At 68.5% G+C, this 12,848-nt stretch carries 12 protein-coding genes; 7 read left to right on the top strand and 5 right to left on the bottom strand.

All coding sequences use genetic code 11. The features are described from left to right. The 5 genes from VIR15_RS12750 to VIR15_RS12730 form a co-directional block, all read right to left on the bottom strand. The coding region (locus VIR15_RS12750) for an RBBP9/YdeN family alpha/beta hydrolase (protein WP_331928172.1) at positions 1-592 on the bottom strand (592 nt) is incomplete at its 3' end. 88 nt (positions 593-680) lie between these two features. Next, complete coding sequence (locus VIR15_RS12745) at positions 681-2,003, bottom strand: MFS transporter (RefSeq protein ID WP_331928170.1); 1,323 nt, start codon at positions 2,001-2,003, stop codon at positions 681-683. A gap of 132 nt (positions 2,004-2,135) precedes the next feature. Then, positions 2,136-3,188, bottom strand: coding sequence for a beta-keto acid cleavage family enzyme (locus VIR15_RS12740; protein ID WP_331928168.1), 1,053 nt, complete (start codon positions 3,186-3,188; stop codon positions 2,136-2,138). 53 nt (positions 3,189-3,241) lie between these two features. Further along, complete coding sequence (locus tag VIR15_RS12735; protein WP_331928167.1) at positions 3,242-4,147, bottom strand: TauD/TfdA dioxygenase family protein; 906 nt, start codon at positions 4,145-4,147, stop codon at positions 3,242-3,244. A gap of 53 nt (positions 4,148-4,200) precedes the next feature. Beyond that, entirely contained in the window at positions 4,201-5,187 is a 987-nt protein-coding gene (locus tag VIR15_RS12730) for a quinone oxidoreductase family protein (protein WP_331928165.1), read from the bottom strand. A gap of 223 nt (positions 5,188-5,410) precedes the next feature. Here VIR15_RS12730 and VIR15_RS12725 point away from each other — a divergent pair, with 223 nt between their 5' ends. The 7 genes from VIR15_RS12725 to VIR15_RS12695 all read left to right on the top strand — a co-directional run. Further along, entirely contained in the window at positions 5,411-6,421 is a 1,011-nt protein-coding gene (locus VIR15_RS12725) for an AraC family transcriptional regulator (protein ID WP_331928163.1), read from the top strand. Positions 6,422-6,502: 81 nt separating this feature from the next. Then, positions 6,503-7,636 (top strand): aminopeptidase P family protein, encoded by a 1,134-nt coding sequence (locus VIR15_RS12720; RefSeq protein WP_331928161.1) that lies wholly within the window; start codon positions 6,503-6,505, stop codon positions 7,634-7,636. A 156-nt stretch (positions 7,637-7,792) separates the two neighbouring features. Then, a complete protein-coding gene (gene gadC / locus VIR15_RS12715) occupies positions 7,793-9,262 on the top strand; it encodes a glutamate/gamma-aminobutyrate antiporter GadC (RefSeq protein WP_331928159.1) in 1,470 nt (489 codons plus the stop codon). After that, positions 9,259-9,705, top strand: coding sequence for a hypothetical protein (locus VIR15_RS12710; RefSeq protein WP_331928157.1), 447 nt, complete (start codon positions 9,259-9,261; stop codon positions 9,703-9,705). The genes gadC and VIR15_RS12710 overlap by 4 nt, the downstream gene beginning before the upstream one ends. 4 nt (positions 9,706-9,709) lie before the next feature. Beyond that, positions 9,710-11,056, top strand: a complete 1,347-nt coding sequence (locus VIR15_RS12705; RefSeq protein ID WP_331928155.1) for a dipeptidase — start codon at positions 9,710-9,712, stop codon at positions 11,054-11,056. Positions 11,057-11,089: 33 nt separating this feature from the next. After that, positions 11,090-12,463 carry a threonine/serine exporter family protein gene (locus VIR15_RS12700; protein WP_331928153.1) on the top strand — a complete coding sequence of 458 codons (1,374 nt, stop codon included), beginning with the start codon at positions 11,090-11,092 and terminating at the stop codon, positions 12,461-12,463. Positions 12,464-12,621: 158 nt separating this feature from the next. Further along, positions 12,622-12,848, top strand: a 227-nt coding sequence (locus tag VIR15_RS12695) for a hypothetical protein (protein ID WP_331928151.1), incomplete at its 3' end; no start/stop codon positions are given.

Raw genomic sequence — 12,848 nt, 5'->3', positions numbered from 1 at the left:
CGCGGCCGCTGCCCTCAGCGGCCGGCACCTGGCCGCTCAGGACACCGAGCAGGGCTTCAGCCCCCAGCCACTCCCCGAACCCGGCGGCAGGGTTGAGGTGGCCGACGGGCCCGACGTCGATGAAGTGGCTTCCCCACGCGTCGGACAGTTCCCGGACCCGCTCGAAGTCGCCGAGCGCGTCGTTGGTGCTGGCCGCGACGATGCTGGGGAAACTCAACGGGGCCAGCGGGATCGGCAGCCAGCCGCTCTCCTTCAGCTCGCTCAGAGACGGGTAGGGCGGCCCCAGAGGTTGAGCGAGGTCTGGCGGCGTGGCGAGCAGCGCTCCCAGGACCGGTAGGTCGTGCTGCTGTGCCCAGTGGACCGTGGTCAGCACGCCGGCGCTGTGGGCCACGAGGATCACGGGCGTGCCGGCCTCCGAGATGACTCGGTGGAGGTCCGTCATGCGACCGGCCAGGTCGCGCTTGTCCCGACCGAACGAGGGGACGACGACCGCGTTCGGCAGCTTGGCGGCGAGCAGTGTCTGCCAGTGGTCCTCGACGTGCCCGCGGAGACCCGGCACGATGACGATGGTGTGTGGTTCCCGGAACATCATGCCGGGTCTCCTTCTGTTGGTTGCGGATCCGGATTGTGGTGGATCCGGGTTGGTGGGGATCCACGGGTGCGGATCCCTTTGGTGCGGGTCAGGCGGAGGCGATGTCGCCGGCCCGGCGGATGCTGCTCGGGTAGGCGCGGCGCCCGATGAGGAGCGCCACGATGACCAGGACCGAGATGAAGGGGACGATCTTCATCGCACCGACCAGTCCCATCCGGTCGGCGAGGATCCCGACGACCAAGGGGCCGGCGGCCAGGCCGAGCAGGTTGTTCGCCAGGGTCAACGTCCCGAAGGCCGTGGAGCGGATCGACGCGGGGGTCAGGTTCGCGACCATCGCGCCCGCCGGACCGGCCGTGCCTGCCGCGAAGAACGCGCCGGCCCCGATGAGGACGAGCTGCAGCGCGCCGGGGCCTTGGGCGAAGCCGAGAGGCAGCAGCACGAGCGACAGCGAGGCGTAGACCAGCGCGGTTGTCCACTTTCGGATCGGGAGGTGCCGTGTGAGCCGGTCGGTGACCATGCCGCAGATGATCATGCCGGCGCCCATGAGCAGGATGAAGCCGGCAGCGCCGATGGCAGCCTTGTTCGGCGCAAGGTGGTAGGCCCGGCCGAGGTAGCTGGGCATCCAGGCGAAGAGCGCGCCGGCGACGAACAGCTGAAGGCCGCTGCCCACGTAGGCGCAGATGACGGCCGGGGTGGAGACCAGGGTGCGCAGCTTCGCGCGTTTCGGTGTGGCTGCGATGGGCTCGGCAGGGATGTTGCCGGGGTGCTGGTTGCGGAGGAGCTTGCGGTCGTTGACGAACAGCCAGTAGAGCACGACGAGGACCAGGCCGATGATCGCCATCACGGCGAACGACCAGCGCCAGCCCAGCTGGACCGCGAGGATGCCGCCGAAGAAGACGCCGAGGACAGAACCGAACGACCCGCCGGCCATGAATGCACCCGTCAGCGACGCGCGCTTGGTGGGGGCGAACACCATGAGCACGACCGCGAGGCCGACGCTGCCGTATGCCGCTTCACCGAGGCCGATGAAGAACCGCGCGAGCATCATGTGCTGGTAGTTGGCCGCAATGGCACAGCCCAAGGTCGCGAGGCTCCACAGGGCGCCCATCGAGATGATGGCCTTGGAGCGGCCCCAGCGGTCGCCGAGGAGGGACAGCGGCACCGCGAGCAGGCCGACGGTCAGGGCCACGATGCTGGTCAGCGAGCCGAGCTGGGTGTCGGTCAGCGACCATTCGACCTTGAGGAGTGGGAAGACCGCCGAGAGCACCTGGCGCGACATGTAGTCGGACAGGAGCAGGCCAAAGGTCAGGATGAAGACGAGCAGCGGAAACAGCCGCGAGCGGGTGGTTGCTGCAGTAGGGCTGGGGGAACGACGCTTCGTTGCTATGGCGTCCCGGACTTGCGTTGACATTATGCTCCAGTGGTGTGAGTGGAAGACCGCGGACGTCTGCGTGCGCGGATATGTGGGGCGCGGGTGGCAGCCCGCGCCCCACAGGTTTGTGGGGGCACCGTGTGTGTTGGGCCCGGTTGAGACGCCGCCGCCTCAGGCGTGGAAGGTGAATCCGATCTGTCCCGGCTGCCGGTTGGGCGCGTAGCCCAAGCGGGCAAGCGTCTCGTCGACGCTGTCGTAGGTCTGGCCGATGCGATAGATGTCGCGGGCCTCCTTGCCGTCGGCGACCTCGCGGCCCAGCTCGTTCGCGATGCGGACGAGCTGCTCGACCTGCTGCACCGAGGTGATCTTCTCGCCCTTGCGGGACCAGATCGTGTCCTCGTTGCCGCAGCGCGTGTGCAGACCCATGGCGATGGCCATCGTGTTGACCGGCAGCACACTGCGCATCAGGGTCTCCAGGGTCAGAATCGCCCCGTCGGGAACCCGGTTGATGAAGTTCATCATGTTGTAGGGGTTCGGGCCGTCGAAGCCGCCGCCGATCGCGACCCACGTGAGGTTGAGCGGGCCCGTGTAGTGGCCGCGCCGGATCAGCCGCTCCACGGTCTCCAGCTGCGGGATGCTGGAGAGCTGGAAGTGGGGCTGGATTCCGTTGGCCTGCAGGCGCTTCAGGTGCTCAACGACCCAGCCGGGACCGGCGGGAACGTACATCTCGCGGTAGGTCTCGTAGAGCTCGGGCCGGGCGATGGAGGTGCCGGCGATGTCGTCGTCGGTCATCAGCTCGACGATGTTCATCTGGCTGGTGTTGATGGCGATGGTCACCTGGTCCGGCTTCGGGTCCAGCTCGGCCAGCATGTGCCGAGTGTCGTCGCTGAGCCACTTGGCATCCGCACCCTCGCCCTCCGGGGCGAAGGAGATGGAGCCGCCGACCTGCAGGATCATGTCGGGCACGGCCTCGCGGAGCCGGCCGAGGAGCTCGTTGAACTTCGAGAGCCTCTTGGAGCCCTTGCCGTCGAGCTCGCGGACGTGGATGTGCAGCACGGTGGCACCGGCGTTGTAGCAGTCGACCGCGGCCTGGACGTGCTCGTCCATGGTGAGCGGAAGATCCTCGCGGAAGTCGTCCGGCTCCCACTCGGGACCATACGGGGCTGCCGTGATGACCAGCTTCTCCTGGACCTCGGGGAACAGGGCGTCGTCGTGGAAGTGCATTGGGGTGTTTCTCCGTTCGGGGATTGGTTGTGTGTAGCGAAGTTCGCGATGAGTCAGAAGGTCGGCTCGCCGATGATCCCGGCGCGCTCCATCTTTCGGACGCCTGGGAAGTAGTCCTGGACGGCGTAGTGCTGGGTGTTGCGGTTGTCCCAGATGGCGAAGCTGTTCTTCGTCCAGCGCCACCGCACCTGGTACTCCGGCACGAACGCCTGACGGATCAGGTAGTTGAGCAGCTCACTGCCCCCGGGTGTGTAGTCGAAGCCGAACCGGACCCGCTCCGGGGTGTGGTAGTTGACGAAGTGCGTCGTGAAGGCGTTGACGAACAGCGCCTTCTCGCCGGTCTCGGGGTGAGTCCGCACGACAGGGTGCTCGGCGTCCTGGAAGCGCTCCTTGAGGGTGAGACGCTGCTCGACCGGCAGCTTGGCGCCGAAGGTCGACTGGATGCTGTGGCTGGCACGAAGGTCGGCGATCTCCTCCTTGATGTGCTCAGGGAGGCGACGGTAGGCCTCGACCATGTCCACCCAGATGGTGTCCCCGCCCACCTCCGGGCCCTCGACACAGCGCAGCACGGAACCCATCGGGGGGGCCACTCGCCACGTGGCGTCGCAGTGGAACGCGTTCTCGTAGTGTTCGGCCGGGCTGTCGAGGTCCTTGTAGATGCGCACCAGCCCTGGGTGCTCGGGGTCGCTGCCGGCGACCGGGTGGTCCTCCAGCGGGCCGAACCGCTCGGCGAGCGCGACGTGCTCGGCACGGGTGATGTCCTGGTCGCGGAAGAAGAGGACCTTGTGCTGGAGCAGCAGGTCCTTCAGCTCGGCGAACAGGTCGTCGCTCGCGGCGACGTCGGCGAGGCTCACGCCACTCACCTCGGCGCCGATGAAGGCGGTGAGCCGATGCACCTCGAAGGGGCTCGCCTCACACGGTGCGGCGACCGCGCCGTTGCGGACAATGGTCTGGGTCATGCTGGGGTTCTCCTTGGTTGGTCAGATTTGGAGGGGACTGGGGTGGGGCCGGCTTAGGCAGCCGACTCGAGCTCGAAGACGGACGAGCCGACACTGCGGCCGGACTCGAGGTCACGGTGCGCGCGGACGGCGTCCTCGAGGGCATAGCGCTGGTTGATCTCGACGTGGATCCGGCCAGCTCCGACATGGCCGAACACCTCGCCGGCGAGGGCAGCGCGTTCGGCCGGGTCGGCGATGTAGTCAGCGAGCGCCGGGCGAGTCACGAAGAGCGACCCCTTGACCGCGAGTTCCATCGCGTTGATGGGCGGGATCGGACCGGACGCGGTACCGAAGCACACGAGGAGCCCGCGGCGGGCGAGCGAGTCGATGGAGCTCTGGTAGGTCGTCTTGCCGATGCTGTCGTACACGACGGGGACGCCCGCGCCATCGGTGAGCTCGCGAACTCTGGTCGCGACGTCCTCGCGGGTGTAGACGATCGTGTGCTCGCACCCGTGGGCCCGCGCCACGGCGGCCTTTGAGTCCGTGGAGACCGTGCCGATGACCTTGATCCCCAGCAGTCGAGCCCACTGCGCGAAGATGAGTCCCACGCCACCGGCGGCGGCGTGAAGCAGGACGGTGTCTCCCTCCTGCAGCGGCGCGATGCGCCGCAGGAGGTAGGCCGAGGTGAGCCCGCGCATCGTCATCGCGGCCGCGGTGTCGAAGGGAATCGTCTCGGGAAGCTTGATCAGATGGTCTGCGGGCATCGTGCGCTCGGTGCTGTACGCACCCAGCGGGCTACCGGTGTAGGTGACCCGGTCGCCCGGGACGAAGGCGGTGACGCCAGTGCCCACCGCCTCGACGATCCCCGCAGCCTCGACGCCCATGCCCGCCGGGAGCGCCGTTGGGTAGAGACCGCTGCGGAAGTAGGTGTCCGCGAAGTTCAGGCCGACGGCCGCATGACGCACTCGCACCTCTCCGGCCCCCGGCGCGCCCACCTGGAGGGACTCCCACTTCATGACCTCGGGGGCACCGGTCTGGTAGAAGCGAATACCTTTCGCCATCTGGTTGTCTCCTGTGTTTGTGCGTGGGGCAGCAAGGCCCCCGGTTGGTGGATCCGAAGATTCGCCGGATCGCTGCGGCGAGGTAGGCGTCGCGGGCCCTGTGGCCCGCTTCGGGGCGAAGAAGGACATCTCCTTCTCGCGTTGTCACAACGGTAGGTGGGCGTCGACACGGGTGCTTTACTGAAAAGGACAAGGTCCTTATCCCTTTGGGACAGGTGTCGGCGTGGTCCACAGACTCTCGTTCGTCCGCTCCGCGAGCCTCAACGGATACCTCGGGCTCGCCCGGTCCCTGCACCTCGACGCGCCCCAGCTGATGCGAGGCGTCAGGCTTGACCCGGCCGACCTCCGGAATCCGGACAAGTGGTTGCCGGCCGGTGCCGTGGCCCGACTTCTCGATGTCTCCGCGACGGCGTCGGGGCGCCCGGACTTTGCTGTCCGACTCGCAGAGCGGCGCCGGCTGTCCACGCTGGGCCCACTCAGTGTCGTGCTCCGCGAGGAGCCCGACCTGCGCAGCGTCCTGAAGCTGCTGATGCGCTACGAGCACAGCTACAACGAGGCTCTCCGCCTGCGCCTGGACGACTCGGACGAGATCGCCACGCTGCGGCTGTGGTTCGAGTTCGGAGAGCCGGCGCCAACTGGGCAGGCACTTGCCCTGGCCGCCGCCGCGCTCCACGGCATCGTGCGTCAATGTGCGGGACCGAACTGGCAACCCTTGGCCATCTGTTTCCAGCACCGGGCCCCGGCAGACCTCTCGACGTTCCATCGAGCCTTTGGCCCAGGCCTGCAGTTCGAGCACGACTTCACCGGCCTGGTGCTCTACTCCAGAGACCTCAGCGTCAAGAACTGTCTGTCCGACCCACTCATGCGGCCTTACGCCCAGCGGTTCCTCGACTCGGTCATCTCGCCGCGCGCGAGGACCTCCAAGGACCGGGTGAGGGATCTCGTGGAGTTTCTGCTACCCCTGGGAAAGTGCTCCATGGACCAGGCCGCCCGAGCCCTCGGCGTCGACCGCAGGACCCTGCACCGCCACCTTGCCGAGGAGGGGGAGACCTTCAGCTCGATCGTGCACTCGACCCGTGCCGGGCTCGCCGAGCGCTACCTCTCGAGCGACCGGCACTCCATGACCGACGTCTCTCTGCTGCTCGGATTTGCCGCTCCAAGCGCCTTCTCCCGTTGGTTCCACCAGCAGTTCGGCGTCAGTCCCAGCGAGTGGTGTGCAGCCAGTCGCGCCTGATCTCTTCGCTCACCCGAGATGGGTGAGCACGTCGGACGGATCACCTTCCTACCGTGGTGGCAGACGCGAAGGGAGAACGTCATGGATGGACTTGCGGACGCCCCCACACCGTTCAGCGCGGACGATTACCTGGCCCGCGCCAAGAGAGTCGTTGCCTCGGCCGGGCAGGAAGGCCTCGACGGGGTCCTCGTCACCCCGGGCCCGGACCTCGTCTGGCTCACGGGCTACCAGCCGACCGCGATCACCGAGCGGCTCACCGTGCTCGTCCTGGCGAGCGGGCAGGAGCCGACGCTCCTCGTGCCGGCGCTCGAGCGGCCCGACGCCGAGGCCGCCGAGGGAGCCAAGGGCCTGGCCCTCGAGGACTGGGCCGACGCTACCGACCCGTATGCCGCCGCAGCCGACCTGATGCGCCCGGATGGTGCGTACGGGGTGTCCGACTCGGCCTGGGCCCTTCACCTGCTCGGACTCCAGGCCCGGCTGCCCCAGTCGACGTACCGGTCCCTCACCGAGTGCCTGCCGATGATGCGGGCGGTCAAGGACGCCGACGAGCTGGAGCGGCTCGCGGCCGCCGGCGCCGCGGCCGACGCGGCATACGGCGAGATCGTCAAACGCCGGTTCGCGGGGCGACGTGAGACCGAGGTCGCCTCCGACCTCGCGGCGCTCCTGCGCGAGTTCGGCCACGAGCAGGTCGACTTCACCGTCGTCGGATCCGGCCCCAATGGCGCCAACCCGCACCATGAGGCCGGCGACCGGGTGATCGAGGTCGGGGACGCGGTGGTGCTCGACTTCGGCGGGCTCAAGTACGGCTACGGGTCCGACACCACGCGCACCGTGTGCGTCGGCGAGCCGACCGACGAGATCAGCAAGGTCCATGAGATCGTCCGCCAGGCCCAACAGGCCGGAGTGGACGCGGTTCGCCCCGGCGCGACCTGCCAGGACGTGGACCGCGCCGCCCGAGCCGTCATCACCGACGCGGGGTACGGCGAGGCCTTCATCCACCGCACCGGGCACGGCATCGGCGTCACGACGCACGAGCCGCCATACATGGTCGAGGGCGAGGAACGCCCCCTCGTGCCGGGCATGTGCTTCTCCGTCGAGCCCGGCATCTATCTCGCCGGCCGGTTCGGCGTGCGCATCGAGGACATCGTCACCGTAACCGAGGATGGGGTGCGCCGCCTCAACAACACCGACCACGGGCTGCACCTCGTCGAGTGACCCTCCGGGGTGGGGTCACCCGAAATAGGTGATGCCACTGGCTTGGCCGCGGCAAACCATTGGCGTGTCGGACGTTCGGGGACTCCATCAAGGAGGGGTAGAGATGCGGCCTGATCATGTGTCCACGTCGATGACCACCGATGGGTGGTGGACGGCATGAGTACGGCGGACGCGTCCGCCGACCAGCCGGCGGTGCCTGCGGCATCCAGGGCCCGGGCCAAGCTGCCCGCCAGGGCCTACATCTCCTGGGTCGCACTGGCCCTGATGACCACCAGCTCGGTGGCCAGCCTCCGGCCGTCGCCGACGATGGCGATGTACGGCTTGGCGTGCGTCTTCCTCTACCTCCTCCCGGCCGTCGTGTTCCTTTTGCCCACGTCGCTGGTGTCCGCCGAGCTCGCATCGGGGTACGACGGAGGCGTCTACAACTGGGTGTCTCGCGGGATCTCCAAGCCGATGGGCTTCCTCGCGGTGTGGTGCCAGTTCGCGATGACCATCTTCTACTATCCCAGCCTCCTCGGCTTCGTGGCGAGCACGCTTGCCTACGTGATCAATCCGGAGCTCGCAAGCAGTGGCGTGTGGACCGCGATCGTCATCGTCGTCGTCTACTGGTCCGGCGTGTGGGTCTCCTCGCGCGGCACCAAGGGCGTCGCCGGCCTCGCCAGCGGCGGCCTCATCATCGGCACCCTCATCCCCGGTGTGCTGCTCGTGACCCTCGGCGTCGTCTTCCTCGGACAGGGAAACGCGTCCGCAGCGCCGATGACCGCCGACCACCTGCTCCCCGTGTGGGCGGGCCTGTCGAGCCTGGTGCTCATCGTCAACAACTTCCTGTCCTACTCGGGCATGGAGATGAACGCGGTGCACGTCGGCTCCCTTCGCAGCCCGGACAAGGAGTTCCCCCGGGCGATCTTCCTCGCCATGGGCCTCGTGCTGCTGATCTTCATCCTCCCGGCGCTCGCGATCAGCTGGATAGTCCCGGCCGAGCAGCTGTCCCTGACCGCTGGCATCATGCAGGCCTTCGATGCGGTGTTCGCCTACTTCGGCTCCCAGTGGCTCACCCCGATCATCGGCATCATGCTCGTCACAGCCTCGCTCGGCGGCATGCTGACCTGGCTCGCCGGCCCCTCCAAGGGCCTGCTGCTCATCTCCCGCCAGGAGGGCTACCTCCCGCCGTTCCTCCAGAAGCTGAACAAGAACGGGATCCAGCAGAACATCCTCGTCACCCAGGGAGTCATCACCACCGTCATCGCGCTGGGCTATGCGCTGGTCCCCAGCGTCAGCAGCGCCTACTGGATCTTCTCCGTCATCACGACGCAGGTGTACCTGATCATGTACCTGCTGATGTTCGTCGCTGCGGTCCGGTTGCGCCGCAATGATCCCGACCACCCGCGCGGGTACCGCGCGCCGATGCTGGGAGCCCTGTGCGGCGTCGGATTCGCGGCCTCGTTGGCCGCCCTCCTGGTGGGCTTCGTCCCGCCGTCGCAGTTCGAGTCGGGCAATGCCGGCCTCTACCTGCTCATCGTCGCCGGCGGAGCGCTCGGCCTCGGCCTGCTCGTCCCGTTCCTCTTCTACCGGCTCCGCAAGCCGTCCTGGAAGCTGCCTGAGGCCTCGGAGGTGAGCCCGTCATGACCACCGTCACTGAACAGTCGACAGACACGGAGCGGAGGACGATCTACATCGTCGCCGGTGTCGTCGTGCTGGTCCTCTTGGTCATCGCCCTGTTCTCCTACCGCTCGAAGGAGGCCTCGGAACAGGCCGATCAGAAGGCGAACCAGCTGATTGCGGCGCTCACCGCAGCCGGAGCGCCGACGCCGCACAAGGACATGATCGTTCGCACCCTCGGGGACGATGGTGGTGCCATCTGCGCGGACCCGAACGGAGCCCTGAACAGGGCCACCCTGCTCGGTTCGCTCATGAACGGTGCGGGTGGCCCCGGTATGCGCCCGATCATCGCCGACAACCGAATGGTCAAGGGCGCGGTGCTCATCATCCAGGTGTACTGCCCGGACGAGTTGCCGTCCTTCCAGGAGTTCGTCAACAACCTCAGCTTCGACAACACCATCAGGGGCTGAGCGAATGGAACTGCGTGACCGGGTGGCCGGTCTCATGGAGCACGCTCGCACCGACTTGGCCGAGCTCGTCGCGATCCAGTCCGTTGCGGACCCGCGGCAGTACCCGCCCGAGGAGTGCGCCCGTGCCGCACAGTGGGTCCTCGACGCCTTCGCCGCGGTCGGGTTCGGCGACGCGCGCCTCGCGGAGACCGCGGACGGCAGCCAGGCCGTGGTCGGCTCGCGTCCGTGCGCCGACCCCGACGCCCCGACGGTCTTGCTGTACGCCCACTATGACGTACAGCCGCCGTTGGACGAGCAGGCTTGGCGCACACCGCCGTTCGCGCTGACCGAGGTTAACGACCGCTGGTACGGCCGAGGCAGCGCGGACTGCAAGGGCAATATCGTCATGCACCTCACCGCCCTGCGGGCGCTCGGCGACGACATCCCCGTGAACCTCAAGCTCGTCGTCGAGGGCTCCGAGGAGCAGGGCACGGGTGGGCTCGAGGCCTTCGTCCCGCCGAACGCTGAGCTGCTCCGAGCCGACACGATTCTCGTGTGCGACACCGGGAACGCATCGGTCGGGGTCCCGGCAGCCACCGTGAGCCTGCGGGGCCTGGTCAATGTCGTCGTCTCCGTCGAGGCCCTCGCGTCGGAGATCCACTCCGGCATGTTCGGCGGAGCCGCACCCGACGCCCTTGCCGCCCTGGTTGCGATGCTCGCTACGCTGCGCGACGGCGCAGGCAACACGGTCGTCACCGGGCTTGACAACGAGCAGGAATGGTCCGGGGAGCCTTATCCGCCAGAACAGTTCCGAACCGATGCGGGAATGGCCGAGGGGACCTCGCTCCTGGGGGACGGCTCAGTCTCGGACATGTTGTGGGCCCGGCCAGCGGTGACGATCCTCGGGATCGACTGCCCGCCAGTCATCGGGTCGGCGGCCGCCGTCTCACCGAAAGCACGGGCGCGCCTCAACCTCCGCATCCCGCCTGGCACGACCCCGGACGAGGCTGACAAGGCGCTGCGCGAGCACCTGCTCGCCGCGGCTCCGTGGGGTGTGCACGTGACGATCGACACCGAGGCCACGGGATCGCCCTTCCGCGCCGCGACGGATGGCCCTGCCTACGGGGCCATGGCGACCGCGATGCAGGAGGCGTACGGCAGGCCGATGGCCATGCTCGGGCAGGGCGGCTCGATTCCGCTGTGCAACGTGTTCGGCGAGACCTATCCCGACGCCGAGCTGTTCCTGATGGGCGTCGAAGAGCCGCAGGCCCTCATCCACGCCCCCAACGAGAGCGTCGACCCTTCGGAGATCGCCAACATGGCTCTGGTCGAGGCCCTGTTCCTGCAGCGGTACTCGGCGGCCCGGGGCTGAGCCCGTACCTGAGCGCACCGGCCCCGGTCGACCGTGACAGCCAAGGAGCCTCTGGCGGCGGAGGATCCACGCCCGGGCAGTGGGCTCCCTCCTCGGCGCAGGGGGTTCTGGGCGCGCATCGCCGACCTCGCCCACCATCTGGCCGGCGAGGTTCCCGCCACACCCGAGCCGGTGCCCGCGCAGCCGCCCCAGGTGGTGCTGGAGCTGCTGCGCAGCCTCGGGGTCGCCTTGACCCGGGCGGGTGAGCCTGCGGACCGGGTCACCCAGATCCTCGACCAGGTCGCGAGGATGTACGGCGCCACCGGCGTGACGTTCTTCATCGTGCCCACGGGGCTGTTCGTGCGCATCGACCTCGGCTCCTCGAGCCAGCTCGACTTCAAGACCGGGGGGAGCACGCCGATCCGCCTCGACCAGGTGGACGCCCTCTACCGCCTTCTCGACGACATCCGACACTCGACTGTCGACGTTGACACCGCGCGCCGGCGCCTTGACGAGCTGCTGACAGTGCCGCCGCGGTTCGGACCAGTTGTGGCGATCCTCGGCAGCGGCATCCTTACGCTCGGACTCGGGCTCATGCTCAACCCGACCGTCGCAGCCATGCCGGCCTTCGTCTTGCTCGGGTTCCTCACCGGCTCCATGCGGTGGTGGGCGGACAAGGACCCGATGCTCTCGCTGATGCTTCCGGTCGCCACGGCGTTCGTCGTGACGTGGGTGGTGTTCGGCTGGGCGGCACCGCTGCTTGACTCTCCACCACTCGAGATCGTCATTCCCGCCCTCGTCACGTTCCTGCCCGGGGCCGCCCTCACCATGGGCACCGTCGAGCTGTCTAGTGGCGACATGCTCGCGGGCTCGGCCCGGCTGGTCTACGGCCTCGCGCGTCTGCTCCTGCTCTCGTTCGGTATCGCGATGGGGGCACAGCTGGCCGGCATACCGACGCTGTCTGGCGAGCCTGCCCGCGCGCTCGGTGCGTGGGCGCCGTGGGTGGGGGTGCTCGTCTTCGGCCTGGGCCAGTACATCGCGTCGTCGGCGCCCCGTCGCACGTTCGGCTGGCTGCTGGTGGTCCTCTACGTCGGGTATGCCGCCCAGTTCCTCGCCGGACGCACGCTGGGATCGCTGGGGGCGAGCTTCGTCGCGGCGGCCGTGGTGCTTCCCGTGTGCTACGCCGTCCAGAGCCGCAGAAGCGGGCCACCGGTGCCGGTGACGTTCCTGCCCACCTTCTGGCTGCTGGTGCCCGGGGCCCTGGGCCTGCAGGGCGTCGCGCAGATCATCGGCGCCGACCAGGCCGCCGGGCTCGGGGACTTCCTCAACGCGCTCATGTCGGTCGTTGCCATCGCCGTTGGCGTGCTCGTCGGCTCCGGTATCTCGGAGCGCCTCGGCCGGGCCACCTCGACCTGGCGCGGGATCTAGCCTTTTCACCCCGCCGCGACGTTGCGTCCTGGCGGTGTCATGACGATGCCGTATGCCGCTGGGCTCGCTCCCCGCCCCACCCAGGGGCGTCGGCGGCCAGTCAAAATCGCGGCACCAAACCCCGCAAAGCCTTTGACAAGGCCCTCCATAGAACATATGTGCGACGTGCCTCCAGCTTCGGCGGTGCTCGACGGGCTTCGGACGCGACTCTCGGAGGTGGAGCGCGGCACGAGGCCGACGGCCGGGCCGCGGCGGCGGCCGTCTGCTCCTCGCTGGGCAACCCGCTGGACAGCACGGCAGACAGCAAGCCAGACGACATGGCTGGCCGCGCCGGTCCGGGCGCCGCGGCAGAGCAGCCCGCGGAGGGCTCGACGGGGCGGGGCGG

Origin of the sequence: Intrasporangium sp., assembly GCF_036566125.1 — a bacterium.
Taxonomy (GTDB): domain Bacteria; phylum Actinomycetota; class Actinomycetes; order Actinomycetales; family Dermatophilaceae; genus Intrasporangium.
Note: the sequence above shows the minus strand (reverse complement) of the source record. Positions and strands in the feature narration are given on the sequence as shown.

Bases quoted from the DNA above. Each gene is read 5' to 3' on its own strand.
- VIR15_RS12745 (WP_331928170.1), bottom strand. From the start codon at position 2,003: ATGTCAACGCAAGTCCGGGACGCCATAGCAACGAAGCGTCGTTCCCCC.
- VIR15_RS12705 (WP_331928155.1), top strand. From the start codon at position 9,710: ATGGAACTGCGTGACCGGGTGGCCGGTCTCATGGAGCACGCTCGCACC.
- VIR15_RS12740 (WP_331928168.1), bottom strand. From the start codon at position 3,188: ATGCACTTCCACGACGACGCCCTGTTCCCCGAGGTCCAGGAGAAGCTG.
- VIR15_RS12735 (WP_331928167.1), bottom strand. From the start codon at position 4,147: ATGACCCAGACCATTGTCCGCAACGGCGCGGTCGCCGCACCGTGTGAG.
- VIR15_RS12730 (WP_331928165.1), bottom strand. From the start codon at position 5,187: ATGGCGAAAGGTATTCGCTTCTACCAGACCGGTGCCCCCGAGGTCATG.
- VIR15_RS12710 (WP_331928157.1), top strand. From the start codon at position 9,259: ATGACCACCGTCACTGAACAGTCGACAGACACGGAGCGGAGGACGATC.
- VIR15_RS12720 (WP_331928161.1), top strand. From the start codon at position 6,503: ATGGATGGACTTGCGGACGCCCCCACACCGTTCAGCGCGGACGATTAC.
- gadC (WP_331928159.1), top strand. From the start codon at position 7,793: ATGAGTACGGCGGACGCGTCCGCCGACCAGCCGGCGGTGCCTGCGGCA.